Origin of the sequence: Streptomyces nodosus (assembly GCF_008704995.1) — a bacterium.
Classification (GTDB): domain Bacteria; phylum Actinomycetota; class Actinomycetes; order Streptomycetales; family Streptomycetaceae; genus Streptomyces; species Streptomyces nodosus.
In genome coordinates this window covers 3,225,222-3,251,474 of the sequence record NZ_CP023747.1, presented here as the reverse complement: position 1 = coordinate 3,251,474, position 26,253 = coordinate 3,225,222, and the positions used below count along the sequence as shown (strand labels likewise).

20 protein-coding genes, 1 tRNA gene and 1 pseudogene are annotated in these 26,253 nt (G+C 71.6%); 9 read left to right on the top strand and 13 right to left on the bottom strand.

Annotation, left to right across the window (positions count from 1 at the left end; all coding sequences use genetic code 11):
• Position 1: 1 nt before the first annotated feature.
• Positions 2-457, bottom strand: a complete 456-nt coding sequence (locus CP978_RS14660; protein WP_043441020.1) for a GNAT family N-acetyltransferase — start codon at positions 455-457, stop codon at positions 2-4.
• 250 nt (positions 458-707) lie between these two features.
• Here CP978_RS14660 and CP978_RS14655 point away from each other — a divergent pair, with 250 nt between their 5' ends.
• Positions 708-1,472, top strand: a complete 765-nt coding sequence (locus CP978_RS14655) for a response regulator transcription factor (RefSeq protein ID WP_043441017.1) — start codon at positions 708-710, stop codon at positions 1,470-1,472.
• Here the strand turns inward: CP978_RS14655 and CP978_RS14650 are convergent.
• Positions 1,434-1,928 (bottom strand): MarR family winged helix-turn-helix transcriptional regulator, encoded by a 495-nt coding sequence (locus CP978_RS14650; protein ID WP_043441014.1) that lies wholly within the window; start codon positions 1,926-1,928, stop codon positions 1,434-1,436. The two genes, CP978_RS14655 and CP978_RS14650, sit on opposite strands and share 39 nt — an antisense overlap.
• Positions 1,929-2,078: 150 nt before the next feature.
• Between CP978_RS14650 and CP978_RS14645 the strand changes: the two genes are divergently transcribed.
• A complete protein-coding gene (locus CP978_RS14645; protein WP_043441011.1) occupies positions 2,079-2,888 on the top strand; it encodes a trans-aconitate 2-methyltransferase in 810 nt (269 codons plus the stop codon).
• A 31-nt stretch (positions 2,889-2,919) separates the two neighbouring features.
• On the opposite strand, the gene CP978_RS14640 is transcribed toward CP978_RS14645, so the two are convergent.
• Both CP978_RS14640 and CP978_RS14635 read right to left on the bottom strand, forming a co-directional pair.
• A complete protein-coding gene (locus tag CP978_RS14640) occupies positions 2,920-3,585 on the bottom strand; it encodes a TetR/AcrR family transcriptional regulator (RefSeq protein ID WP_043441010.1) in 666 nt (221 codons plus the stop codon).
• Positions 3,586-3,592: 7 nt separating this feature from the next.
• Positions 3,593-4,606 (bottom strand): acyl-CoA desaturase, encoded by a 1,014-nt coding sequence (locus tag CP978_RS14635; RefSeq protein ID WP_043441008.1) that lies wholly within the window; start codon positions 4,604-4,606, stop codon positions 3,593-3,595.
• Positions 4,607-4,966: 360 nt separating this feature from the next.
• Between CP978_RS14635 and ppc the strand changes: the two genes are divergently transcribed.
• Entirely contained in the window at positions 4,967-7,699 is a 2,733-nt protein-coding gene (gene ppc, locus CP978_RS14630; RefSeq protein WP_043441004.1) for a phosphoenolpyruvate carboxylase, read from the top strand.
• A 150-nt stretch (positions 7,700-7,849) separates the two neighbouring features.
• On the opposite strand, the gene CP978_RS14625 is transcribed toward ppc, so the two are convergent.
• The 6 genes from CP978_RS14625 to CP978_RS14600 all read right to left on the bottom strand — a co-directional run bounded on the left by CP978_RS14625 (position 7,850) and on the right by CP978_RS14600 (position 12,631).
• Positions 7,850-8,326, bottom strand: coding sequence for a hypothetical protein (locus CP978_RS14625; RefSeq protein WP_043441001.1), 477 nt, complete (start codon positions 8,324-8,326; stop codon positions 7,850-7,852).
• Between the two features lie 126 nt (positions 8,327-8,452).
• Complete coding sequence (pth, locus tag CP978_RS14620) at positions 8,453-9,058, bottom strand: aminoacyl-tRNA hydrolase (protein WP_043440999.1); 606 nt, start codon at positions 9,056-9,058, stop codon at positions 8,453-8,455.
• 69 nt (positions 9,059-9,127) lie between these two features.
• Positions 9,128-9,709, bottom strand: a complete 582-nt coding sequence (locus tag CP978_RS14615) for a 50S ribosomal protein L25/general stress protein Ctc (RefSeq protein WP_043440997.1) — start codon at positions 9,707-9,709, stop codon at positions 9,128-9,130.
• Positions 9,710-9,886: 177 nt separating this feature from the next.
• Positions 9,887-10,861 carry a ribose-phosphate diphosphokinase gene (locus CP978_RS14610; protein WP_043440995.1) on the bottom strand — a complete coding sequence of 325 codons (975 nt, stop codon included), beginning with the start codon at positions 10,859-10,861 and terminating at the stop codon, positions 9,887-9,889.
• 138 nt (positions 10,862-10,999) lie between these two features.
• Positions 11,000-12,448 carry a bifunctional UDP-N-acetylglucosamine diphosphorylase/glucosamine-1-phosphate N-acetyltransferase GlmU gene (gene glmU / locus CP978_RS14605; RefSeq protein WP_043448624.1) on the bottom strand — a complete coding sequence of 483 codons (1,449 nt, stop codon included), beginning with the start codon at positions 12,446-12,448 and terminating at the stop codon, positions 11,000-11,002.
• A 112-nt stretch (positions 12,449-12,560) separates the two neighbouring features.
• A tRNA-Gln gene (locus tag CP978_RS14600) sits at positions 12,561-12,631 on the bottom strand.
• Positions 12,632-12,981: 350 nt separating this feature from the next.
• Between CP978_RS14600 and CP978_RS14595 the strand changes: the two genes are divergently transcribed.
• Positions 12,982-14,298, top strand: coding sequence for a sensor histidine kinase (locus tag CP978_RS14595; protein ID WP_043440993.1), 1,317 nt, complete (start codon positions 12,982-12,984; stop codon positions 14,296-14,298).
• Positions 14,299-14,548: 250 nt separating this feature from the next.
• Here CP978_RS14595 and CP978_RS14590 read toward each other — a convergent pair whose 3' ends face one another.
• Positions 14,549-15,040 (bottom strand): SUKH-3 domain-containing protein, encoded by a 492-nt coding sequence (locus CP978_RS14590; protein ID WP_043440990.1) that lies wholly within the window; start codon positions 15,038-15,040, stop codon positions 14,549-14,551.
• A 143-nt stretch (positions 15,041-15,183) separates the two neighbouring features.
• Positions 15,184-15,684 (bottom strand): YwqJ-related putative deaminase, encoded by a 501-nt coding sequence (locus tag CP978_RS14585; protein ID WP_174498635.1) that lies wholly within the window; start codon positions 15,682-15,684, stop codon positions 15,184-15,186.
• 266 nt (positions 15,685-15,950) lie between these two features.
• Here CP978_RS14585 and CP978_RS14580 point away from each other — a divergent pair, with 266 nt between their 5' ends.
• From CP978_RS14580 to CP978_RS14570, 3 genes are all read left to right on the top strand, one after another.
• A complete protein-coding gene (locus tag CP978_RS14580; protein ID WP_043440986.1) occupies positions 15,951-16,970 on the top strand; it encodes an SMI1/KNR4 family protein in 1,020 nt (339 codons plus the stop codon).
• Between the two features lie 9 nt (positions 16,971-16,979).
• Positions 16,980-19,592 carry an SUKH-4 family immunity protein gene (locus CP978_RS14575; RefSeq protein WP_150478224.1) on the top strand — a complete coding sequence of 871 codons (2,613 nt, stop codon included), beginning with the start codon at positions 16,980-16,982 and terminating at the stop codon, positions 19,590-19,592.
• 200 nt (positions 19,593-19,792) lie between these two features.
• Positions 19,793-20,677, top strand: coding sequence for a cellulose-binding protein (locus tag CP978_RS14570; protein ID WP_052454123.1), 885 nt, complete (start codon positions 19,793-19,795; stop codon positions 20,675-20,677).
• A gap of 75 nt (positions 20,678-20,752) precedes the next feature.
• Here the strand turns inward: CP978_RS14570 and CP978_RS14565 are convergent.
• Positions 20,753-22,042, bottom strand: a pseudogene (locus tag CP978_RS14565) (MFS transporter).
• A 694-nt stretch (positions 22,043-22,736) separates the two neighbouring features.
• On the opposite strand from CP978_RS14565, the gene CP978_RS14560 reads away from it, so the two are divergent.
• Both CP978_RS14560 and CP978_RS14555 read left to right on the top strand, forming a co-directional pair.
• Complete coding sequence (locus tag CP978_RS14560) at positions 22,737-23,525, top strand: ABC transporter ATP-binding protein (RefSeq protein ID WP_043440980.1); 789 nt, start codon at positions 22,737-22,739, stop codon at positions 23,523-23,525.
• On the top strand, positions 23,522-26,101 hold the full coding sequence (locus tag CP978_RS14555) for an ABC transporter permease (RefSeq protein WP_043440978.1): 2,580 nt from the start codon (positions 23,522-23,524) through the stop codon (positions 26,099-26,101). The genes CP978_RS14560 and CP978_RS14555 overlap by 4 nt, the downstream gene beginning before the upstream one ends.
• Positions 26,102-26,253 lie beyond the last annotated feature (152 nt).

Sequence of the window (26,253 nt, the reverse complement as noted above, 5' to 3'; positions counted from 1 at the left end):
GTCAGCCGAGCCGCTTCGTCAGGGTGTACTCCGTGATCCCCGGCGGATAGTCGGGGATCACGCACACCACGTCATAGCCCTGCTTCCGGTAGAACTCGGGGGCCTGGAAGTCCCAGGTCTCCAGGCGCGCGGCGGTGCATCCGCGCCCCTCGTGCGCCCTGTGCTCCGCCTCGGTCAGCAGCCGGGTGCCGAGGCCCGCGCCGCGGTGGCGCTCGTCCACCCACAGAAACGCGATATGCAGCCAACCCGCCCAGGTGTGGCCGGTCAGTCCGCCCGCCAGCTTTCCCTCCGGGTCCAACGCCCAGATATGGAGCGGGACTTCGTGTCCACCGGGGGTTCCGCGCAGGGCGCGCAGCGCCGGGGACGCCGCTGTGTTCGTCTCGCGCAGCCCGGCGCGGAGCAGCTCCCACCGGCCGTTGTCGACTTCCGTCTCGATACGAAACATGCGGCTCACCATAATCGCGCCGGCCGAGCAGTTCTGCGAATTTGCTTCCGCTCCCGGCCCTCGGCCCTACCCTGTGAACAGTGCCGGTGGGGGCCGGTGCCGACCAGGGGGCGAGACAGCCGGGTACGACGCCCGGAGTGGGGGTAGCAGTTCCAGCACGGCGGCGGCCGTGCGGTGCGTCGTCCTGTCCCAGGTGACATGACCGGGGAGCACTCCGGGCGCGGCATCCGCGCCGGTCGTCCCCCGACCAGTGGGGGTTTCAGTGGTTCGCATCCGAGTCCTGGTCGTCGACGACCACCGCATCTTCGCCGAGTCGCTCGCCGCCGCCCTGGCGGCCGAGCCCGATGTCGATGTCTCCGCGGCCGGCAGCGGCCCGGCCGCCCTGCGCTGTCTGGAGCGGGCGGCCGGGGAGGGCCGCAGATTCGATGTGATGCTGGTCGACGCGGACCTCGGGGGCAATGTCCCGGGCTCGCGCCCGGCGGTGCCCGTCCAGGAGGGCAACGCGGACGGGCTCGTCGACGGCATCTCCCTGGTCGCCGGCGTCCGCTCCGGGCACCCCGGGGTGCGGACCGTCGTCCTCGCCGAGAAGGACGACCCGCGCCGCGCCGCCCTCGCCCTGGGGGCCGGCGCCTCCGGCTGGGTCGCCAAGGACTGCTCGCTGTCCCGGCTGCTCACGGTCATCCGGGGGGTGCTGAGGGACGAGACGCATCTGCCGCCCGCCCTGCTCACCGGCGTGCTGCGCGAGCTGACCGCGGCCCGCAGGCACCGCACCGAGAGCGAGCGGCTGGTGGAGTCCCTGACCCCCCGGGAGCGGGAGGTGCTGCGGTGCATGGTCGCCGGACTCGGCCGCAAGGCCGTCGCCGAGCGGCTGTTCCTCTCCCCGCACACCGTCCGCACCCATATGCAGAACGTCCTCGGCAAGCTGGGCGTCCACTCCACCCTCGCCGCCGTGGCCCTCGCCCGCCGGGCCGGTGTCGGGCCGGCCGACCTAGGGGATGTTGTCGAACGGGGCGGTCAACTGGCGTAGCAGCGAGGCCAGTTCACCGCGCTGGGCGGTGCTCAGCTCGACCAGGATGGCGCGCTCCTGGTCGAGCAGTCCGGCGAGCGCCTGGTCCGCCTGGTCACGGCCCTCGTCCGTGAGCCGTACCAGCACGCCCCGGCGGTCATTGGGGTCGGGCAGCCGTTCGACCAGGCCCTTCTTCGCGAGGCGGTCGATGCGGTTGGTCATCGTGCCGGAGGTGACCAGCGTCTGGGTCAGCAGCTGGCCGGGGGAGAGCTGATAGGGGCTGCCGGCCCGCCGCAGCGCGGTGAGGACGTCGAACTCCCAGGGCTCCAGGCTGTGCTCGGCGAACGCCAGCCTGCGGGCGCGGTCCAGATGCCGGGCCAGCCTGCTCACCCGGCTGAGCACTTCGAGTGGTTCCACGTCGAGGTCCGGGCGCTCCCGGCGCCACGCCGCGACCAGCCGATCGACCTCGTCCTCCATGGCAGATCAGTGTAGTGGTTGTGTCGACGTGAAGTCTCTTGACGTTTACTGTCTTGAGATCGAGTATCTTGACGTCGAGAGAATGGCTCGATGTCGAGAGAACGTCCGCGCTGTGGAGCTACACAGTGTCCGAGGCAGGAGGCTCCGCCCATGTCCGCCGCATCGCCCGTCTGGGACCCCGGTCAGTACCTGCGCCACGCCGGCCACCGCGCCCGCCCCTTCGCCGATCTGCTCGCCCGGGTCCCGGGGCTGCCCGGGGAGGCGCCCCGCATCGCCGATCTGGGCTGCGGCCCCGGGAACGTCACCACCCTGCTCGCCGACCGCTGGCCCACCGCGCACATCACCGGGTACGACAACTCGCCGGAGATGCTGGATACGGCCCACACCGTCCACGAGGGCCCCACCCCGGGAGGCGGACGCCTCGACTTCGCCCCCGCCGACCTCCGTGTCTGGACGCCCGGGGAGCCCCACGATCTGATCGTCAGCAATGCCGCCCTGCAATGGGTGCCCGGACATGCGAACCGCTTCCCCGACTGGGTCTTCGGCCTCGCCCCCGGCGGCACCCTCGCCTTCCAGGTACCCGGCAACTTCGACTCCCCCAGCCACCGGCTGATGAGGGAACTGGCCCACTCGGCCCGCTGGAGGGGCCGCCTCGCCGGCGTCCTGCGCCACGACGACGCCGTGCTCGCCCCCGAGGACTATCTGCGGTACCTCACCTCGCTCGGCTGTACGGCCGACGTCTGGGAGACGACGTACCTTCATCTGCTCCAGGGCGAGGACCCGGTCCTCGACTGGGTGAAGGGGACCGGACTGCGGCCGGTCCTCACCGAGCTGGGCGAGGAGGCGGAGGAGTTCCTCACCGACTACCGCGCGGCCCTGCGTGAGGCCTACCCGGCCACCTCGCACGGCACCGTGTTCCCCTTCCGCCGCATCTTCGTGGTCGCCACCAAGGAGGCCTGAACCGCGCTCGCCGCGACCCGGGGCGGGGGTGTCACTGCTTGCGGTGGCCTATCAGCCGGGGCTTCGGTTCCAGTCCGTCCAGGCCGTGCCACGCCAGGTTCACCAGATGCGCGGCGACCTCGGCCTTCTTCGGGCGGCGCACGTCCAGCCACCACTGGCCCGTCAGCGCCACCATGCCCACCAGCGCCTGCGCGTACAGCGGGGCGAGCTTCGGGTCGAAACCGCGGCTCTTGAACTCGCGGCCCAGGATGTCCTCGACCTGGGTCGCGATGTCCGAGATCAGGGAGGCGAAGGAGCCGGTCGACTGCGGGATGGGGGAGTCACGGACCAGGATGCGGAACCCGTCCGTGTACTCCTCGATGTAGTCCAGCAGGGCCAGGGCGGCCTGTTCGCACAGCTCACGGGGGTGCCCGGCGGTCAGCGAGCTGGTCACCATGTCGAGCAGGCGCCGCATCTCGCGGTCCACCACCACCGCGTACAGCCCCTCCTTGCCGCCGAAATGCTCGTACACCACCGGTTTGGAGACCCCGGCCTTGGCCGCGATCTCCTCCACCGAGGTGGCCTCGAACCCCTTGGCGGCGAACAACGTGCGACCGATCTCCAGCAACTGCTGGCGGCGCTCCGCGCCGGTCATCCGGGTGCGGCGCGCGCGCCGCGGCTTTTCGTTGCTGGGGGTGCTGGAGGAGTCGGTCGCCACGTGTCAATCATGCCGCGTCGGCGCGCACCGTCCTGCGCCGGGAGCCGTTTCCGTCGTCGTTGCGGCGGGAATCGATACGGGAGCGTGACGGCCAGCGCACGTCGTGTGCCCAGCCCAGCCGCTCGAACCAGCGGATGATCCGCGCCGAGGAGTCCAGCTGACCCCGCTCCACACCGTGCCGTGCCGACGTCGGGTCCGCGTGATGCAGGTTGTGCCAGGACTCGCCGCAGGAGAGCACCGCCAGCCACCACACATTGCCCGAGCGGTCGCGGGACTTGAAGGGGCGCTTGCCCACCGCGTGACAGATCGAGTTGATCGACCAGGTCACATGGTGCAGCAACGCCACCCGGACGAGGGACCCCCAGAAGAGCGCCGTGAACGCACCCCACCAGGACATCGTCACCAGCCCGCCGATCAGCGGGGGCAGCAGCAGCGAGAGCGCCGTCCACAGCACGAACTGGCGCGAGATCGTCCGGATCGCCCCGTCCTTGATCAGGTCCGGCGCGTACTTGTCCTGGGGCGTCTGCTCCTCGTCGAACATCCAGCCGATGTGGGCCCACCACAGGCCCTTCAGCAGCGCGGGGACCGTCTCCCCGTAGCGCCACGGGGAATGCGGATCGCCCTCCGCGTCCGAGAACTTGTGGTGCTTGCGATGGTCGGCCACCCAGCGCACCAGCGGGCCCTCGACGGCCATCGAGCCCGCGATCGCCAGCGCGATCCGCAGGGGCCGCTTCGCCTTGAAGGAGCCATGGGTGAAGTAGCGGTGGAAGCCGATCGTGATGCCGTGACAGCCGAGGTAGTAGAAGAAGACCAGCAGGCCGATGTCGAGCCAGCTCACGCCCCAGCCCCAGGCTAGTGGCACCGCCGCCACCAGGGCCAGGAACGGGACGGTGATGAAGAGCAGCAGGGTGATCTGCTCGATCGAGCGCTTCTGCTCGCCGCCCAGCGTCGCCGAGGGCAGCGGGCCGCCGCCGTTCGCCTCCGGGGCGTCGTCGTCGATCACATCGGAGTGTGTGGGCATGGGGCGTCCCCTGTGGGGTCGAGGGTCGAGGCTGGTGCCCGGATACGGTCCCAGGGTCCCGTCGGGATGCGACGGGAGCACCTACGGTTCCGTAACCTACGGCGTCGTAAGTATGGCAGTGCGTCGTACGGCGGCAAGAGCCCGCGAGCCTGCGCGTCCGTGTGGAGACCTATCCTTGGACTCGTTCGGACAGCGCGGTCCGCTCTGTTTTCTTCCCGGATGCCCGGTCCGCATGCGGTCACCGCCGCGCGGCACCCGTCCGGGGCCCTGCCCAGACGATCCCATCCGTCGCCTGCCGCGGCCTCCTCAGGGATGACGCCCGGGCGACGCACCTCCGGATGACTGCAAGGAGCCGCACCTGTGAGCAGTGCCGACGACCAGACCACGACGACCAACAGTGAGTTGCGCGCCGATATCCGCCGACTGGGTGACCTGCTCGGCGAGACCCTTGTCCGGCAGGAGGGCCCCGAGCTCCTGGAACTGGTCGAGCGGGTCCGCCGACTGACCCGGGAGGACGGGGAGGCCGCGGCGGAACTGCTGCGCGGCACCGAACTGGAGACCGCCGCCAAGCTGGTGCGCGCCTTCTCCACCTACTTCCATCTGGCCAATGTTGCCGAGCAGGTCCACCGCGGCCGGGAGCTGCGCGACCGGCGTGCCGCCGAGGGCGGTGTCCTCGCCCGGACGGCCGACCGGCTGAAGGACGCCGACCCCGAGCATCTGCGCGAGACCGTCGGACACCTCAATGTGCGCCCGGTGTTCACGGCCCACCCCACGGAGGCCGCACGCCGGTCCGTCCTCAACAAGCTCCGGCGCATCGCGGCCCTGCTGGAGACCCCCGTCCTCGACTCCGACCGGCGGCGCCACGACATCCGTCTCGCGGAGAACATCGACCTCGTCTGGCAGACCGACGAACTCCGCGTGGTGCGCCCCGAACCCGCCGACGAGGCCCGTAACGCCATCTACTACCTGGACGAGTTGCACGCCGGCGCCGTCGGCGACGTCCTGGAGGACCTCACCGCCGAACTGGAGCGCGTCGGCGTCAAGCTGCCCGACGAGACCCGCCCCCTCACCTTCGGCACCTGGATCGGCGGCGACCGCGACGGCAACCCCAATGTGACCCCCGAGGTCACCTGGGAGGTGCTGATCCTCCAGCACGAGCACGGCATCAACGACGCGCTGGAGATGATCGACGAGCTGCGCGGCTTCCTCTCCAACTCCATCCGCTACACCGGCGCCACCGAGGAACTGCTCCAGTCGCTCGACACCGATCTGGAGCTGCTGCCCGAGATCAGCCCCCGCTACAAGCGCCTCAACGCCGAGGAGCCGTACCGGCTGAAGGTCACCTGCGTGCGGCAGAAGCTGCTGCACACCAAGGAGCGCCTCGCCAAGGGCACCCCCCATGAGCCCGGGCGGGACTACCTCGGCACCTCGGACCTGCTGCGGGACCTCCGGCTCGTCCAGACCTCGCTCCGCGCCCACCGGGGCGGTCTGTTCGCCGACGGCCGTCTGGCCCGCACCATCCGCACCCTCGCCGCCTTCGGCCTCCAGCTCGCCACCATGGACGTCCGCGAGCACGCCGACGCCCACCACCACGCCCTCGGCCAGCTCTTCGACCGGCTCGGCGAGGAGTCCTGGCGCTACGAGGACATGCCGCGCGAGTACCGGCACAAGCTGCTCGCCAAGGAACTGCGCTCCCGGCGCCCCCTCGCCCCCACCCCCGCCCCGCTCGACGAGGCCGGTGCCCGGACCCTGGGCACCTTCGAGACCGTCAAGCGGGCCCTGGAGGTCTTCGGCCCCGAGGTCATCGAGTCCTACATCATCTCCATGTGCCAGGGCGCCGACGACGTGTTCGCCGCGGCGGTCCTCGCCCGTGAGGCCGGTCTGGTCGATCTGCACGCCGGCTGGGCCAGGATCGGCATCGTCCCGCTGCTGGAGACCACCGACGAGCTCAGGGCCGCCGACAGCATCCTGGAGGAGATGCTCGCCGACCCCTCCTACCGGCGGCTGGTCGCCCTGCGCGGCGATGTGCAGGAGGTGATGCTCGGCTACAGCGACTCCTCCAAGTTCGGCGGCATCACCACCTCCCAATGGGAGATCCACCGCGCCCAGCGCCGGCTGCGCGACGTCGCCCACCGCTACGGCGTACGCCTCAGGCTCTTCCACGGCCGCGGCGGCACCGTCGGCCGCGGCGGCGGCCCCAGCCACGACGCGATCCTCGCCCAGCCCTGGGGCACCCTGGAGGGCGAGATCAAGGTGACCGAGCAGGGCGAGGTCATCTCCGACAAGTATCTGATCCCGTCCCTGGCCCGGGAGAACCTCGAACTCACCGTCGCCGCCACCCTCCAGGCCTCCGCCCTGCACACCGCGCCCCGTCAGTCGGGCGAGGCCCTGGCCCGCTGGGACGCCGCCATGGACGTGGTCTCCGACGCCGCCCACGCCGCCTACCGCGAGCTTGTCGAGGACCCGGGCCTGCCCGCGTACTTCTTCGCCTCCACCCCGGTCGACCAACTCGCCGACCTGCACCTCGGCTCCCGCCCCTCGCGGCGGCCGGACTCCGGCGCCGGTCTTGACGGACTGCGCGCCATCCCCTGGGTGTTCGGCTGGACCCAGTCACGGCAGATCGTGCCCGGCTGGTACGGCGTCGGCTCCGGCCTCAAGGCGCTGCGCGAGGCGGGCCTCGACACCGTGCTCGCCGAGATGCACGAGGAGTGGCACTTCTTCCGCAACTTCGTCTCCAACGTGGAGATGACCCTCGCCAAGACGGATCTGCGGATCGCCCGTCACTATGTCGACACCCTGGTGTCCGAGGACCTCAGGCCCGTCTTCACGGCCATCGAGACCGAGCACCGGCTGACGGTCCGTGAAGTCCTGCGCATCACCGGGGAGAAGGAGCTGCTGGACGCCGATCCGGTCCTGAAGCAGACCTTCGCCATCCGGGACGCCTATCTCGACCCGATCTCCTACCTCCAGGTCGCCCTGCTCAAGCGCCAGCGCGACGCGGCCGCAGCCGGCGCCGAGCCGGACCCGCTGCTGGCCCGCGCGTTGCTGCTCACCGTGAACGGTGTGGCGGCGGGACTGCGCAACACCGGCTGAGCCGCCCGGAACGGAGCGGTGCCCGCGAGGCCCTCGGGTCCGCGGGCACCGTCGTCCCGGAGCGGTCCGGAAGACCGTGGAACAGCCCGGAAGCGCACACGGACCGCCACCGGGGCGCCGGCACCCCTCAGAGCGCAGGAAGGCGGCGGTTCAGAGCGCCAGGAAGGTGGCGGTCAGCAGTGCGCCCCCCGCCCCGGCCAGCACCCACGCCAGGCGCGCCAGCCGCAGCCCGCCGGCCACCACGACGGAGGCCAGCAGCAGTGCCCCGCCCAGCGGCAGCCATGCGTAGAGCATCCCGGCCGGTCCGGAGCGCACCACCTCGTCGGAGTCCGGCTTCACGATCACGGAGTAGGTCTGGCCCTGCTGCACCGCGACCGACTTCCTGATGTCCACGCTGTCGCGCGTCTTCGCCCCCACCGAGGCCGGGACGAAGGGGCCGCTGCACAGCTCGGGCCCGCACCGGGTCACCTCGACCGTGCCGTGCTCACGGCCCTTGGTGAGCATCACGTACTGCGCGGTGCCCCAGGAGCCCCAGACGCCGGAGATCACGATCAGCACGGCGACCGCGCCCGTCGCCGCGAGCCGCAGCGCCGCGACCGCACCCGAGGAGGAGACGGCAGAAGGCATGGCGGCGATCCTTGGCCATGGCCGAGCCCCCGGTCAACTCCGGCCCCGTCCCGCGGGCGACACATCCCCAGTTGTGCCCATGTGTCGAGGGAGCGGGGCGCGGGCCGGGGACGGGCCCGGACCGGCTCAGGAGTTGTAGCTGCTCTGCGCCCGCTCCAGACCGTCGAGCACCAGACACTCCACCGCGTCCGCGGCCCGGTCCACGAAGTAGTCCAGCTCCTTGCGCTCCGCCGGGGAGAAGTCCTTCAGCACGAAGTCCGCCACCTGCATACGTCCCGGCGGACGCCCGATCCCGAACCGCACCCGGTGGTAGTCCGCGCCCATGGCCTTCGTCATCGACTTCAGCCCGTTGTGGCCGTTGTCGCCGCCCCCCAGCTTCAGGCGCAGGGTGCCGTAGTCGATGTCCAGCTCGTCGTGCACGGCCACGATGTTCGCGGGCGGCACCTTGTAGAAGTCCCGCAGCGCGTTCACCGGGCCGCCCGACAGGTTCATGTACGACATGGGCTTGGCGAGGATCACCCGGCGGCCGGACGGGCCCGGGGGACCGATCCGCCCCTCCACGACCTGTGCCTGCGCCTTGCCGGCGCGCTTGAACTTCCCGCCGGTCCGGTCGGCCAGCAGATCGACCACCATGAAGCCCACGTTGTGCCGGTTCATGGCGTACTCGGGTCCGGGGTTGCCGAGGCCCACGACGAGCCAGGGGGCGTTGGCAGCAGAGGTGGTCACGTCCATGTCTCCTTGATACGCGCCAGCCGCTGCCCCTCACGGGAACAGCGGCTGACGAAACGACGACGGTGAGGATCAGGCCTCGGCGGCCTCTTCGCCCTCCGGCGCCTCCTCCGCCTGGGCGGCCAGCACCTGGAGGACCACCGTGTCCTCCTCGACCGCCAGGGTCGAACCGGCCGGCAGCGTGATGTCCTTGGCGAGGACGGCGTCACCGGCGCTCAGGCCCTGGATCGACACGGTCACGGCCTCGGGGATGTGCGTGGCCTCGGCCTCGACCGGCAGCGTCACCAGCACGTGCTCCAGCAGGTTGCCGCCCGGGGCCAGCTCGCCCTCGGTCTGGACCGGGATCTCGACCGTGACCTTCTCGCCGCGCTTGACCAGCAGCAGGTCCACGTGCTCCAGGAAGCCCTTCAGCGGGTCGCGCTGCACGGCCTTCGGGATCGCCAGCTCGGTGGTCTTGCCGTCGATGTCCAGGGAGATCAGGACGTTCGGCGTGCGCAGCGCGAGCAGCAGCTCGTGGCCGGGCAGGGTCAGGTGCAGCGGGTCGGTGCCGTGACCGTAGAGAACGCCGGGAACCTTGCTCTCCCGACGGATACGGCGGGCGGCGCCCTTGCCGAACTCGTCGCGCGTCTGGGCGGCGATCTTCACATCAGCCATGATCACTCCTCGTAGGATCCGGAACGTACGGGTCACCCGGCCACGAACGGCCTGCTACGAAGAGCGCGTCGATTACGGACCGCCGTACCGCACGGGTACGGCCTCCCTCGCCGAGCAACTGCAGCAGTCTACTCGGAGCGGAAGGCCGCACCCAAAACGATCTCTACCGGCGTATCGTCACTGCTCGTCGAAGAGGCTCGTCACCGAACCGTCCTCGAACACCTCGCGCACCGCGCGCGCGATGGTCGGCGCGATCGACAGCACCGTGATCTTGTCCAGATCCAGCTCGCCCGGAGTGGGGAGCGTGTCGGTGAAGACGAACTCGCTCACCTTCGAGTTCTTCAGACGGTCGGCCGCCGGACCCGACAGCACACCGTGGGTGGCCGTCACGATCACGTCCTCCGCACCGTGCGCGAACAGCGCGTCCGCGGCCGCGCAGATCGTGCCACCGGTGTCGATCATGTCGTCGACCAGGACGCACACCCGGCCCTTGACCTCACCCACCACCTCGTGGACCGTCACCTGGTTGGCGACGTCCTTGTCGCGGCGCTTGTGCACGATCGCCAGCGGGGCGCCCAGGCGGTCGCACCAGCGGTCGGCCACCCGCACACGGCCCGCGTCCGGGGAGACCACCGTCAGCTTGGCGCGGTCCACCTTCTGGCCCACGTAGTCCGCCAGCAGCGGCAGCGCGAACAGATGGTCCACCGGGCCGTCGAAGAAGCCCTGGATCTGGTCGGTGTGCAGATCCACCGTGAGGATGCGGTCCGCGCCCGCGGTCTTCATCAGATCGGCGATCAGACGCGCCGAGATCGGTTCACGTCCGCGGTGCTTCTTGTCCTGCCGCGCGTAACCGTAGAACGGCACGATGACGGTGATGGAACGAGCCGACGCGCGCTTCAGCGCGTCGATCATGATCAGCTGCTCCATGATCCACTTGTTGATCGGAGCCGTGTGGCTCTGGATCAGGAAGCAGTCGGCACCGCGCGCCGACTCCTGGTAGCGGACGTAGATCTCGCCGTTGGCGAAGTCGAAGGCCTTCGTCGGGACGACCCCGACCCCCAGTTGCTGGGCGACCTCCTCGGCAAGCTCGGGGTGGGCGCGGCCGGAGAAGAACATCAATTTCTTCTGGCCGGTCGTCTTGATCCCGGTCACAGCACAGTCTCCTCAGAGGTGTTCTCAGCTGGGTGTCGAGGGGCCGTCAGAGCCGTCGCGACTCGGACGGCCGTCACAGCTGTTGGGTGCGGTTGTGCACTTATCACGGTACGCCGTGTCAGACGCGCCTGTTTTCGGTCAGCCTTCGCTTTCCGGCCCCCGGGAGTCGCCCTCGGCGGCCTTCGCGGCCGCGCTGCCAGGACGCTTCCGGGCCACCCAGCCCTCGATATTCCGCTGCTGGCCACGGGCTACGGCCAGCGAGCCGGGCGGCACATCCTTGGTGATCACGGAGCCGGCCGCGGTGTAGACGCCGTCCCCGATGGTGACGGGCGCCACAAACATGTTGTCCGCGCCGGTACGGCAGTGGGCGCCCACCCTGGTGTGGTGTTTGTCCTGTCCGTCATAGTTCACGAACACGCTGGCGGCCCCGATGTTGGTGTACTCGCCGATCGTCGCGTCACCCACATAGGAGAGATGCGGGACCTTGGTGCCCTCGCCGATGGAGGCGTTCTTGGTCTCCACATAGGTGCCGATCTTGGCCTTGAGGCCGAGGCGGGTGCCGGGCCGCAGATAGGCGTACGGGCCCACCGACGCCTGCGGGCCCACGGTCGCGCCGTCGGACACCGTGGTGTCCACCCGCGCCCCGGCGCCCACCTGGGTGTCCTTCAGCCGCGCGTTCGGGCCGACCTCGGCGCCCTCGGCGAGGTGCGTGGAGCCCAGCAGTTGGGTCCCGGGGTGGACGATCGCGTCCGGCTCGAAGGTCACCGTCACATCGACCCAGGTGGTCGCGGGGTCGACGATGGTCACCCCGGCGAGCATCGCGTCGGTGAGCAGCCGGTCGTTGAGGATGCGCCGGGCCTCGGCCAGCTGCACACGGTTGTTGATGCCGGCGATCTCACGGTGGTCGGCGGCGACGGAGGCGCCCACCCGGTGACCCGCCTCGCGCAGGATCCCGAGGACGTCGGTGAGGTACTCCTCGCCCTGGCTGTTGTCCGTCCTGACCTTCCCGAGCGCCTCGGCGAGCAGCCGTCCGTCGAAGGCGAACACCCCCGAGTTGATCTCCTTGATCGCCCGCTCGGACTCGCTCGCGTCCTTGTGCTCGACGATGGCGGTGACCGCACCGGTGTCGGCGTCGCGCACGATACGGCCGTAGCCGGTGGCGTCGGGGACCTCGGCGGTCAGCACGGTGACGGCGTTGCCGTCCTGCTGGTGCGTGCCCGCGAGACGCCGGAGCGTGTCGCCGGTCAGCAGCGGGGTGTCCCCGCACACGACGACCACGGTGCCGTCGACGGAACCGCCCAGCTCCTCCAGGCCCATCCGGACGGCGTGCCCGGTGCCGTTCTGCTCGGCCTGTACGGCGGTCCGTACGGCGGGGTCGATCCCGGCGAGATGGGCGGTGACCTGCTCCCGGGCGTGGCCCACGACCACGACCAGGTTCTCTGGCTCCAACTCGCGTGCGGAGGCGAGCACATGCCCGACGAGGGAACGGCCGCAGATGTCGTGCAGGACCTTGGGTGTGGCCGATTTCATACGGGTGCCCTCACCCGCTGCGAGAACGACGACGGCTGCCGGGCGGTTGGCGCTCACGGGGATGCCCTTCGGCTTCATGATGAGGTGGACATCCGCAGAATACCGGGGCGTTTCCGGAGAGACATGAGGGCGGGCCCCGACGGTGCTGTCAGGGCCCGCTGTTCTGGAGCTCCCGGAGAAGGATTCGAACCCTCATTCAACGGACCAAAACCGTTTGTCCTGCCCTTAGACGATCCGGGATGGCTCTTCCGCTCCGTCCGACCTGCTTGATCGGCTTCGCGTGCGCACCCCACTATGCCGTACCGGGGGGCCTCGGTGCGACGGTGCGAGTCGGTCTCTTCGGGACTTCGGGGACGAGAGGGCCCCGGTGGCCCGGGGGTTCGCCGGCGGGGGATCGGTACGGGATCGGCGGGGCGTCGGCGGGGCATCCGCGGGGCCGGCATCCGGTTTTTCGGCGCCGAAGGGTGCGTGATTGAGGGCTTTCGGAAGGATCTTGTCGGGTTTCGCTCATGTTCGATCACGGAACGTGGTGTGTCCCGGCAGTCGGAACTCGCCGGAAATCCGGTGCCCCGCGCCCGTAGGCTGGAGGCATGACCACGACGGGGGAAGACCACATCGGGGCCGGGGGAGGCCCCTGGTGGTGGCCGCGGTGGCGCAGCGCACTGCTCGACATCTCGCTCGCGGCGGCGTCCGCCGCGGAGTGCGCGGCCGACGGGGTCCAGTTCTCACGGGATGCCGGGCTGCCGGTCCCCGTGGGGACGCTGTTCGGGCTGATCACGGGGGTCACGCTGCTGTTGCGGCGTAAATGGCCCGTCGCGGTCGTGCTGGTGTCCATCGCGATCACGCCGGCCCAGATGGGTTTCCTGATGGGCGTCGTCGGGCTGTACACGCTCGCCGCGTCCGAGTTGCCCCGGCGGATCATCGGCGCGCTGGCGGGGATGTCGTTCGTCGGGATGTTCATCGTCACCTATGTGCGGGCCCATCAGGGGCTGGTGCGGGGCGATCTGTCGATCGCGGGCGGGTTCATCCCCTTTCTCTCGGTCACGACCGCTCTCGGGCTGACGGCTCCGCCCGTGCTGCTGGGGATGTATGTGGGCGCCCGGCGGCGGCTGATGGAGAGCCTCCGGGAGCGGGCGCACTCGCTGGAGCGGGAGTTGATGCTGCTCGCGGAGCGCGCCGAGGAACGGGCGGAGTGGGCGCGCAACGAGGAGCGCCGGCGGATCGCGCGGGAGATGCACGACGTCGTCGCGCACCGGGTGAGCCTGATGGTGGTGCACGCCGCCGCCCTTCAGGCGGTCGCCCGGAAGGACCCCGAGAAGGCGGTGAAGAACGCCGCGCTGGTCGGGGACATGGGGCGGCAGGCACTGACCGAGCTGCGGGAGATGCTCGGGGTGCTGCGCAGCGACGAGGCGGCGCCGGTCCGGCCGGCCCGCGCGACGGCCCTACCGGCCGAACCGGCGACGGCCGCCGTGGCCCTGGTCCCCGTCGTCGACGACTCCGCCGAGGGCCCCTGTCTGGCGGCGCTGGAGGAGTTGGTCGGGCAGTCGGCGGCGGCCGGGATGGTCGTGAACCTGTCGGTGGAGGGCGATACCCGGTCGTACACGCCGCAGGTGGAGCAGACTGCCTACCGCGTGGTGCAGGAGGCGCTCACCAATGTGCACAAGCACGCGGCGGGTGCCAAGACCCATGTGCGGCTCGCCCACCGGTCGGAGGAGATCGCGATGCAGGTGGAGAACGAGCCGCCGCCCGAGCCCGGCCCGGCGGCCGCCGTCCGGCTGCCGAGCGGCGGGAACGGGCTGGTCGGGATGAAGGAGCGGGTCAGCGCGCTGGGTGGGGTCTTTGTGTCGGGGCCGACGGACGCGGGCGGGTTCCGGGTGTCGGCGGTGATCCCGGCCCAGGCGGCGTGAGCCGGCTCGGACGCGCCGTGCACGGCCGATGGATCTTCCCTGCGTTCCCGGGGCGCCGATTCCCGACGCGCGCCCTGCCCGCACCCCGAGCGCCCGCCCCCGCCCCGGGCGCGCGCCTGGGCTTCGTCTGCGTCCTGCGTTCTGCGTACGGCCGTCTTGTCTCGTCCGTGTGCCGGGCGCGCGCCCTGTCTGTGTCTTGGGCGCGCGCCCCGTTCGTGCGCGGGGTGCGGGGGCCGGGCGCCCGCCGGTGTCACCCCGCCGTGAGGCGTACCGGCTCGATTCCGGTGAGCAGGGTGGCCAGACCGTGGTCGATGCTGGGGCCGAGGTACCAGTCGCCGGTGTGGTCGAGGGCGTAGACGCGGCCCTCGAGGTCGATGGCGAGCAGGGCGCGGCTTTCGGACTCCTCCCCGATCGGGCAGACCTCGGTGTCCAGGGCGCGGCCCAGGTCGCCGAGGGTGCGGGCCATATGAAGGCCGTGCAGCGGGTCGAGCCGGAGGGCGACGGGGGCGAGTTGCCGGCCGGGCCCCTGAGCGGTGATCTCCAGGTTGCCGAACTCCGCCCAGGCCTCCACGGCGGCGGGGAAGACGCTGTGCCGGTGGCCGGCGGGGGATTCATGGTCGCGCAGGGCGTCGGCCCAGATCTCGGCCTGCCCGACGTCCCAGCGGCCGGGCTGCCATCCCGCACCGCGCAGCGCGGCGTCCACGGGTACCGAGAAGCGGGTGGAGGAGCGGTCTGTGTGCATCTGCCCTTCGTTCGTCGAGTGCCAGGGTCCGGCGCGAGTGCCGTCGGGTGCGCCGTCGTGCGATGTGCCGTGGTGCGACATGCCGTCGCGGGATGCCGCGGTGCGGCGTGTCGTCGCGGGGCGGGGAGGTGCCGTGCCGAGGGTCAGCCCTGAGCCGCCGGGTCGACGATGCGCACGCCGAAGTGACCGCTGAGCGCGGTGCAGGCGCGGCAGGGCGCGGCGAAGCTGCCGTGCAGCGGGTCGCCGTCCTCCCGGATACGGCGGGCGGTGAGCTTGGCGTGCTTGAGGGCCTTGCGTGCCTCGCCGTTGGTCATGGGCTTCCGGGCGGCGCGCTTGCTGCGGGCGGCGTCGGCGGCGGAGAGGTGCCGGGAGATGAGGATCACTTCCGCGCAGCGCCCGGTGAAGCGGTCGCGCTGGCCGCTGGTGAGGGCGTCGAGGAAGTCCTGGACGAGCGGGTGCAGGGCCGGGGGCCGGTCACCTCGGGCGGCGGTGCTGGTGAGGGTGGCGCCGCGGACGGAGAGGGCGGCGGCGACGGTGGGGAGTATGCCGTCGCGGCGGTGACGGAGAGTGGGGACCGAGGCCGCCTCGGTGCTGCTCCAGCCGACGCGCGGGTCTCCCGACGTGCCCGTTTGTGTTGCATTCATGATCGTCTTCCCCTCCCTTTGCATCCCCCCGGTAGCACCCAGAGTGCCAAACGTGGGGGGTGATGGGGAAGCTGGGGCATGGTGACGCGCCACGCGCTGGGCGTACCGTCACGGCGAGGTGACGGCTGGTCACGAACCGGGTGCCGGTCCGCACGGCGGAGAACCGGAGGGCCGGTGACCGGTGCCGTGGTAGCGCATAGGCTGTTCGCCGTTCGCGATCCATACCGCCGTAGAGGCCAGACAGTACGCCGCAGGGGGCAAACGTCATGACGACAGGTCGGCTCGGGCTGGGGGTACCTCCCGGCCGCCAGGCCGGGGTACAGGCCGCACCGCCGAACGCGGCCTACGCCGGACAGGTCGTGCACTTTCCGGACCCCGTGAGAGCCGCACGTCACCCTTCCGGGGTACAGGTCGACGAGTACGGTTACCCGGATTTCTCGCCCTACGCGCGTGCGGCCGCGGAGGTCGCGGAGCCGCCGGAGGGTTTCGGTGTCGACGAGTTGCGGCTGACCGACCATGTGTCGGCGAACGCGGCGCTTGCGGCGTCGGGTCACGATCTCTGGGACACGATCCCGGCGGTGGCGACTCCGCACGGCTGGACCTGGCATCACGTCCGGGGCGCGCGGCGGCTGGAACTGATCCCGGTCGAGGTGAAGGCGCTGCTGCGGCACCACGGCGGCATCGCGACGGCGCATGTCGACCAGAACAAGCGGGGCACGCGGCCGTTGCAGGACACCCGCCCGGCGCACTTCGGACTGCCGAAGTCGACGGTGGCGGTGACGGAGCAGCAGGTGCAGGCGGTCGAGGAGGACCTGGGGTACCGGCTGCCGGGCGCCTATCGCTCGTTCCTGAAGGCCGCGGGCGGCTGCGCGCCGGTGGGCACCGCACTCGACGCCGGGTTGGGGCTGCTGGTCGACCAGCCGTTCTTCACGGTGCGCGACGAGGCGGCGGTCAACGACCTGGCGTATGTGAACAAGTGTCTGCGTGATCATCTGACGAAGGACTATCTGGGCGTCGGTTTCGTGCAGGGCGGTCTGCTCGCCGTGAAGGTGAAGGGCGACCGGATCGGATCGGTCTGGTTCTGCGCGTACGACGACGCCCGGGACGTGGACCCGACCTGGACGCCGGCGGAGCGGGTGGAGCGGCTGTTGCTGCCGTGCGGCGACGACTTCGACCAGTTCCTGTCCCGGTTGGCCGGTAATCCGCCGGAGTTGGAGACCGTGGCGAACCTGATGGTGGACGGCGGTTTCGTGCGTGCGGTGCCGGTGTCGTCGGTGGGGGAGTGAGTCGGGACGATGGTGACCTTCGCACAGGCGCAGGAGCGCGCCGAAGAGTGGATCAACGGGGATGTTCCGTCGTACCAGCATCGTGAGGTGCGGGTACGGGAGTTCGACCTCGGTTTTGTGGTGTGGGCGGAGGACCGCGCCGAGGGGCCCCGCTCGGACGGGGGCGCCCAGCGGCTGGTGATCGCCCGCGACAGCGGTGAGGCGACGCTGTGGCCGGGGCTGCCGGTGGGCGAGGTGATCCGCCGGTACGAGGAGGAGTACGGGACGAAGGACGCCGCGCCGCAGCCGGCCCGGGCGCCTGCGGCCCGGGTGGACCTGAACCAGACCTCCTTCCTGCTGACTCCGCCGGAGTGGCTCCAGGAGGCGGCGGACCGGATGGGTGTTCCGGACCACCGTCAGGCGGCCGGAACGCCGTCCGGGGAGACGGACGGTGCCGGTGCGCCTCCGGCCGCGGCGGCGGGTCCGCCGGCCGCGCCGCAGGCGTCGGTCGCCTCGGGCACGCCGTGGCCCCCCGCCGTGGGCGGCGACGAGGCACGGGACGCGGTGCCGCAGAACGCCCCGCCGGCCGAGCCCTCGGGGGCGACGCCATGGGCCGGGACGGACACCAACGCCGAGGCGGGCGAGGACCGTTCGGTCCCGCTGCCGGAGACCGTGTTCGCGCCGCCGCTGGCCGAGGACGACGCCGCGGGCGTCCCGCCGGTGGCGCCACCGGACGCGAAGACGACATTGATGACGGGGGGCAGCCGGCTTCCGCAGACCACGGTGGGGCCGCTGGTGGACGGAGCGGGGGCGGGCATTCCGCAGGCTCCGGGCGGGCCCGGTGGACCGGGTACACCTGTTCCGGGTGTTCCGGGTACGCCCGCGCAGGGTGTCCCGTCGGCTCCGGGCGGGCCGCCCGGTACGCCCCCGTCCGGTGTGCCGTCGGTCCCCGGCGTTCCCGGCGTTCCTGGTGCGCCCGGTGCGCAGGGTGTGCCGGGCGCACCGCAGCCCCCGGCCGGTCCGTCCGGGGCGGAGCGGCCGCTCGCGCCCCACGCCGGCGACATCGCCGACGCCGCGACCAGCAAGGCCACGCCCCCCGTTCGGGGGCCGCGCGGCGGAGGTACGCCCCACCCGCCGGGTGCTCCCGGTACGCCGGGTGCCCGTCCGGGCGCGACCCCGCCGCCCGGCGGCTATGTGCCCACGCAGATGGTCTCCCAGCTCCCGGACGGACCGGAGGGCACCGCGGCCCCGGGTACGCCCCCGCCGGCCGCCCCGCAGCCTCCGGGCGCTCCCCTTCCGCCGGGTCCGCCGGGCGCTCCGGGACAGCCGGGTGCGCCGGTGCCGGGTGCTCCGCAGCCTCCGGGTGTGCCGGGCGCCACGCCCCCGGGCGGGGTGCACCATGCGGCCACGATGCTGGCGGGTCCGGCCGTCGGTGCCCCGGGGACCCCGCACCCGCCGGGCGCCCCGGGTGTGCCCCCGGGGGCTCCCGGTGCCGCGCAGGCGCAGACGATGATGGCCGGGCCGCCCACCGGTGGCCCCGGTGCGCCCCCGCCGCCCCCGGGTGCCCCTGGGATGCCCCCGCCGCCCCCGGGTGCCCCCGGGATGCCGCACGGCGCTCCGCCGCCGGCGCCCGGGCAGCAGCCGTCGTACGGCTATCCGCCCGCGGGCCTGCCGACGGTCGGTCCCGGCTATCAGGCCGTGCTGCGCTATCGCGCCCAGGACGGTTCCGAGCAGCAGCTGATCCGGCGTTCGGCCCCGGGCACCCCGCACCCCGAGTGGCAGATCTTCCATGAGCTGCGGGCGATGAACGTCCCGCCGACCCAGGTGCTGGAGCTGCACACCGAGCTCGAGTCGTGTGCGCTGCCGGGCGCCTACTGTGCGCGGATGATCCGCGAGAACTGGCCCCAGGCGCGGATCACCAGCATCGCCCCGTACGGCACCGACCATGCCTCGCGCCAGGAGGGCATGCAGCAACTCCTCGCTCACCAGGGCGAGTTGCACGCGGTCGCGGACGGTCCCGCGCGTCCCGGCCCGGTGCGCGCCCCGCTGCCGCCGGTGCAGCCCGCGCCGCCGGTCCCGCCGGAGGGCGTCGCGCAGGAGCTGGCCGCCGCCTTCGGCCCCGGGGTCTTCCGCTTCGACCAGGTCGCGGTCTCCCGGCAGGGTGTGCCGCCGGTCGTGGCGCACACCCTGGTGGTGGCCGGACTGCCGCTCGACATGGGCCCGTTCTTCTGGGCGCAGGCCCAGCCGGGCCGCCCGGTGCCGACCCTGGCCGAGCTGGCGCAGGAGCGCGGGATGCCGCCGTCCTCCGACGCGGCCTCGTACCTCGTCGTCGGCAGCGACTTCGGGAAGGCGATCTGTGTGCAGTACGGCACGGCGAACATCGTCGCCGTGCCCGTGGAGGCCGGCCCGGGCGGCGCTCCCCTGCCGCCGCAGTTCGTCAACACGGGTCTGCCCGAGTTCGTGCGCTGTCTGGCGCTGCTCGGCCGGATGTGGCGGCTGCGGTACGGGCTCAACCAGGAGCAGGCGGGCCGCTGGACCGTCGACTTCCAGGCCCAGCTGGCCTCGCTGGACCCGGCGGCGCTCGGCTCGCCGGAGAGCTGGTGGTCGGTGCTGCTGGAGCAGATGTGGGACGGGCTGCTGTGACCCGATCCTGACGGCCCCTCATCACCGGGCAGGGCCCGCTCGTACGTCTCCGTACGAGCGGGCCCTGCCCTTTTTGGGTACTACCCCGCACTATCCGTTGCTTGTGCACGGAGTGTCGCGTTACAAACGCTTCCGTCTGATCCATCAAGATGTGCGCGCAATCAACGGTTCATAGGGGTCAGGTGGAGAGGGGTTCCGCGTTGAGCAGCGCTTCGGAGTCGCCGCACGATTTTGTGTTCGTGCGCCGCGGCTACCGTCCCGACCAGGTCGAGGCGTACACCGCGGCCCTCTCCCAGGGGCGTGACGCCGCCTGGGAGAGAGCCGCCCGGCTGACGGTGCTGGCCAAGGAGATGGAGGCCGAACTGGCGCAACTGCGCGAGAGAGTCGCGCAGTTGCCCCCGCAGACGTACGAGACCCTCGGCGACCCGGCCCGGAAGCTGTTCGACCTGGCCCAGGACGAGGCGGCGGCCCTGAGCGAGGAGGCACGGAAGGAGGCGCGGCGGACGGTCGCCGAGGCGGAGGAGACGGCCGGGCGGACCGTCCGGGAGGCGCAGGAGTACGCCGACGAGGTGCGCGCCGAGGCCGAGGAGCGCTGTCGCACCCGGCTGCTGGCGGCCCGGGCCGAGGCGGACGACGTACGGGTGACGACGCGGCGCGAGGTGAAGGAGGGGCGCGGAGAGGCGCTGGCCGCACTGCGGGAGGTGCGCCGGCGCACCGGCGCGCTGCTGGCCGAGCAGGAGCGCGAGCACGCCGAGCGCCTGCGGAGCGAGGAGCAGGCGGACGGGGAGCGGGCCGCCGCGCTGGACGCCGCGGAGGCGGAGCGGGTGGCGCGCGCGGAGGAGGCCCTGGCGGAGGCGGAGCGGGCGCTCGGCGAGGCGAAGGACGCGGCCCGGCACGTCCAGCGGGACGCCCAGGCGCACGCCGCCGAGCTGATCGCCGAGGCGCGGGTCCGGGAGGAGCGCATCGCCCGGGAGACGGAACGGGTGCTGCGGGAGCACGGCGAGCAGTGGGACTGCGTACAGGCCCAGATGGACCATGTGCGCAACAGCCTCACCATGCTGACCGGGCGGGCTCCCGCGGAGTAGGGGGCTTCTCCGGACCGTGGTTCGTGGGGCCGGCCCCACGAACCACGGTCCGGAGGGCCGGCACCGGCCCTCCGGTCAGCTGTCGAGCACCGGGAAGCGGCGGGGCGCCAGCAGAAGCAGGACGAGGAAGGCGAGTGCCGCCGCGCACGAGGCCCCCAGATAGACCGCATGGACGGCGGAGGCGATCGCCCTGCGGGTCGCCTCGGACGCGGAGCCGTGGTCCAGGGCCCGGGTCACCGCGTCCAGATCGCCCGAGCCGCCCAGCCGGGAGGCCAGGACACCGTTGGCGATCGCACCGAACACCGCCGCCCCGGCGGTCTGGCCGGTCTGACGGCAGAACAGCACGGACGCGGTGGTGGTGCCGCGCTCCGACCAGCCGACCGTCGAGGCCAGCTCAGGGTCCAGACGGAGAGCACGAACCCGGCCCGCCACCGGGGCGAGTCCGAGCACCGCCTGGGCGTAGGTCGGCAGAAAGACGGTCGGGGCCACCATCAGCAGCCCCAGCGCGCCCAGCGCCAGGTTGACGGCGGCGATCGTACGGCGCCGCCACACCCACCCGGGGATGATCGGTTCCGCGGCCCGCCGCTCGACCGCCACCACCAGCGCGATCAGCGCGAGGCCCGTGCCGAACAGCGTCAGCGAGGGCGCCGACAGCCAGGGCCAGGCGACCCCGCCCTGCACCAGCGCCGTCAGCAGGACGCCCCCACAGGCGAACACCGTGAGCGCCCCGGCCCAGTCGACACGGGGACGGGGGCCCGGCTCCCGGTCCGGCTCGCGCAGATGGCGGACGATCAGCCACAGCGCGACCGCCCCCACCGGCAGATTGATCAAGAAGATCCACCGCCAGTCGGCATAGGTGGCGAGCACCCCGCCGAGCGCCGGACCCGCCACCGCGGACACCGCCCAGACCGTGGACAGCTTGGACTGGATCCTGGGGCGTTCCTTGAGCGGATACAGGTCGGCGGCGAGCGTCTGCACCGTGCCCTGGAGCGCGCCGCCGCCCAGGCCCTGCACGATCCGGAACGCGATCAGCGCCCCCATGTTCCAGGCCAGTGCGCACAGCAGCGAGCCGAGCAGAAAGAGCACCGCGCCCACGATCAGCACCGGTTTGCGGCCGACGGTGTCGGAGAGCTTCCCGTAGACGGGCAGCGTCACCGTCACGGCCAGCAGATAGCCCGAGAACAGCCAGGAGAAGACGGAGAAGCCGCCGAGATCGCCGACGATCTGCGGCACCGCGGTCGAGACGACCGTCGAGTCCAGGGCGGCCAGTGCCATCGCGAGCATCAGCGCGGCGACGACGGCACCGCGTCTGTCGGGCCGGGTGCGCCGCCCGGTCTCGCGTGTCGCAGCTCCGGTCGTGTCCACCGAGCGCCCTCCCCTTGTATATGTCAGCCGCACGCAAGTTTCCCATCCGGACCGGCTCCGGGGGAGTGGCCACCCCGACGCGCCGGGAGGACGACCCCTGAGGCGGGGCCGGGGACGGCCCTGACGGGGCGGAGGGCCCCCGGCGCCGCGGCGGCGGAACACCCTCCGGAGTGACGGCGGGGGAAGCGCCCCGAAATGGCCGGAGAACGGCGGGGCTTGACCTTGACGCGACGGGAGGGTGGAGCCTGTCGCGTCAGGAGGAGGATTCCGGACCGCACCGCGCGGGGACCGGGCCCGCGCCGGGAGGAGGAGCCCGGCTGCGCCGGACTGTGGAGACGACCCTGAGAAAGTCTCCGCCTCGGGGTGGAGGGCCCCTAGGGGGCGCTCCGTACTACGGCCCGGGGAGTCTTCGTCCGGACGGAGGACGAGCGGCGGCCGGGGCGTTCTTAACCTGGTTTTACGCCTCGGGGGAGCGGCGGGCACGTACGGGGGTCGTGCCGGCCGCAGTGGAAGGGGTGGGGTTATCCCCCGGGCAAGACGGGGCCGGGCACCAGCGCGCCGGGATCCCCTCCGACACCAGACTGTTCACGCGGTCGGGCGATGCCCGGACACCCCTCGGCAGACCGCACCACACCACCGACAGAACCGATCGGGACCACACGTCCCCTTCGAAGACCGACATAGGAGACCTGACATGACATCGGCCGTGACCATTCCCAGGCACGGGGGCACTGGAGGGCGTACGGCCGTAGCCGCGCAGGCGCGGCAGGTCGTCAAGGCGTACGGGGCCGGGGAGACCCGGGTCGTCGCCCTCGACCACGTCGACGTGGACATCGAGCGGGGCCAGTTCACCGCGATCATGGGCCCCTCGGGGTCCGGCAAGTCCACGCTGATGCACTGCCTCGCCGGGCTCGACACCGTGACCAGCGGTCAGATCTTCCTCGACGACACCGAGATCACGGGTCTGAAGGACAAGAAGCTCACCCAGCTGCGCCGGGACCGGATCGGGTTCATCTTCCAGGCCTACAACCTGCTGCCGACGCTGAACGCGATAGAGAACATCACGCTGCCCATGGACATCGCGGGCCGCAAGCCCGACCGCGCCTGGCTGGACCGGGTGGTGGAGACCGTCGGCCTGGCCGGCCGGCTCAAGCACCGGCCCACCCAGCTCTCCGGCGGCCAGCAGCAGCGCGTCGCCGTGGCCCGCGCCCTGGCCGCCCGTCCCGAGATCATCTTCGGTGACGAGCCGACCGGAAACCTCGACTCCCGGGCCGGCGCCGAGGTGCTGGGCTTTCTGCGCCGCTCGGTGGACGAGCTGGGACAGACCATCGTGATGGTCACCCATGACCCGGTCGCCGCCTCCTACGCCGACCGTGTGCTCTATCTGGCCGACGGCCGGATCGTGGACGAGATGCGTCAGCCCACCGCGGACCAGGTCCTGGACCGCATGAAGGACTTCGACGCCCGGGGGCGCACCTCATGACCGTGCTGAAGACCTCGATGCGCAACTTCTTCGCGCACAAGGGACGCATGGCCCTGTCGGCCGTCGCGGTCCTGCTGTCGGTGGCGTTCGTGTGCGGCACGCTCGTCTTCACCGACACCATGAACACCACCTTCGACAAGCTCTTCGCGGTCACCTCCTCGGATGTGACGGTGAGCGCCAAGGGCGCCTCGGACGACGGCGAGACCACCTCGGGGAACGGCAGACCGCCCGTGCTGCCCGCCTCCGTGGTCGACCAGGTGCGCAAGGCGCGGGGCGTGAAGTCGGCTCAGGGCACGGTGTTCTCCACCGCGGTGACCGTCGTCGACGCCGACAAGAACAACCTGTCGCCCACCAGCGGCGCCCCCACCATCGTCGGCAGCTGGAACGGCAACGACGCCCGCACCATGAAGATCACCTCCGGTGCGGCGCCGAGCGGCTCCGACCAGGTCATGGTCGACGCCGACACCGCCGACAAGCACCATCTGGGGCTCGGCGACGAGATCGGTGTGATCACCGCGGTCGGCACGCACACCGCGAAGATCTCCGGCATAGCCGCCTTCACCGTCACCAACCCCGGTGCCGCGATCTTCTACCTGGACACGCCGACCGCACAGCGGACGCTCATAGGCGAGCCCGGCGTCTACACCAACATCGATGTCACCGCGGCCCAGGGCGTCAGCGACGCCCGGCTGAAGAAGAACGTGGTGGCGGAGATCGGCGCCGGCTACAAGGTGCAGACCGCCAAGGAGACCGCGGACGCCAACCAGAAGGAGGTCGCCGACCTTCTGAACGTCATGAAGTATGTGATGCTCGGCTTCGCGCTGATCGCCTTCATGGTCGGCATCTTCCTGATCATCAACACCTTCTCCATGCTGGTCGCCCAGCGCACCCGGGAGATCGGCCTGATGCGGGCCATCGGCTCCTCCCGCCGGCAGGTCAACCAGTCGGTGCTGGCCGAGGCGCTGTTGCTCGGTGCCTTCGGGTCCGTGCTCGGGGTCGGCGCGGGCATCGGCATCGCCGTGGGGCTGATGAAGGTCATGGGCTCGGTCGGGATGAAGCTGTCCACCGACGATCTGACCGTCACCTGGACGACCCCGGTGGTCGGCCTGGCGCTCGGTGTGGTGGTCACCGTCCTGGCGGCCTATCTCCCGGCCCGGCGCGCCGGCAAGATCTCCCCGATGGCCGCACTGCGTGACGCGGGCGCCCCGGCCGACGCCAGGGCGGGCCGGATCCGCCTCCTGGTCGGCCTGGTCCTCACCGTCGCCGGCGCCGGGAGCCTGTATCTGGCCGCCCAGGCGGACAAGGCGAACGCCGGTTCGCTCTGGCTCGGTCTGGGTGTGGTCCTCTCCCTGCTCGGCTTCGTGATCATCGGACCGCTGCTCGCCGGCGGTGTGATCCGGGTGCTCGGCGCGATCCTGCTGCGGGCCTTCGGCCCGGTCGGCCGCATGGCCGAACGCAACGCGTTGCGCAACCCGCGCCGCACGGGAGCGACCGGTGCCGCCCTGATGATCGGCCTGTCCCTGGTGGCCTGTCTCTCGGTGGTCGGCTCCTCGATGGTCGCCTCGGCCACCGATCAGCTCGACAAGACCGTCGGCACGGACTTCATCGTCCAGAGCGACAGCGGCCAGCTGTTCACCAAGCAGGCGGTCAAGGCGGTGAAGTCCACACCGGAGCTGGCGCGGGTCACCGAGTACCGGCTGCTCGACGCCGCGCTGACCACCCCCGACGGCCGCACCTCCAAGAAGGAGATGCTCAACGCCGCCGACCCGACATACGCACAGGACCTGCGCACCAAGACGGTCGCGGGCGACCTGGCGGACGCCTACAAGCCCGACTCGATGTCGGTGCCCGAGGGCTTCGCCAAGAAGCACGGCATTACGCTCGGCTCCAAGGTCCAGGTCGACTTCAAGGACGGCACCGCGGGACGGCTCACGGTCCGCGCGATCACCAGCGACGACGTGGTGATCGACAAGGGCGCGATGTACACCTCGATCGCCACGGCGGCCAGGTATGTGCCCGCCGACAGCATGCCGCTGGACCTGCTGCTCTTCGCCACGGCCAAGGACGGGCAGCAGGAGGCCGCGTACAAGGCGCTGAAGTCGGCGCTGCACGACTACCCGCAGTACACCGTCCGCGACCAGACCGACTACAAGCAGGAACTGAAGGACCAGATCGGCCAGCTGCTGAACATGATCTACGGTCTGCTGGCCCTGGCGATCGTCGTCGCGGTCCTCGGTGTGGTGAACACCCTGGCCCTGTCGGTGGTGGAGCGGACCCGGGAGATCGGCCTGATGCGGGCGATCGGCCTGTCCCGGCGGCAGCTGCGCCGGATGATCCGGCTGGAGTCCGTGGTGATCGCTCTCTTCGGTGCCCTGCTGGGCCTGGGGCTCGGGATGAGCTGGGGCGCCACCGCCCAGAAGCTGCTGGCTCTGGAGGGACTCAACGTCCTGGAGATCCCCTGGCCGACGATCATCGCGGTGTTCATCGGCTCCGCCTTCGTAGGACTGTTCGCGGCCCTGGTCCCGGCCTTCCGGGCGGGCCGGATGAACGTACTGAACGCCATCGCCACGGAGTAGCCGCCGCGGCGCGCCACCGACGGGGAGCGGGGCGACGGGGGACGGAACGTACAGGCCCGGTGCGGGCGAGCGACCAGCTCACCTGCACCGGGCCTGCCCCCGTTCCATGGGCTCCCGGGGCCCGTGCACGGGAGCCCTTTCGGCGTGCCGGG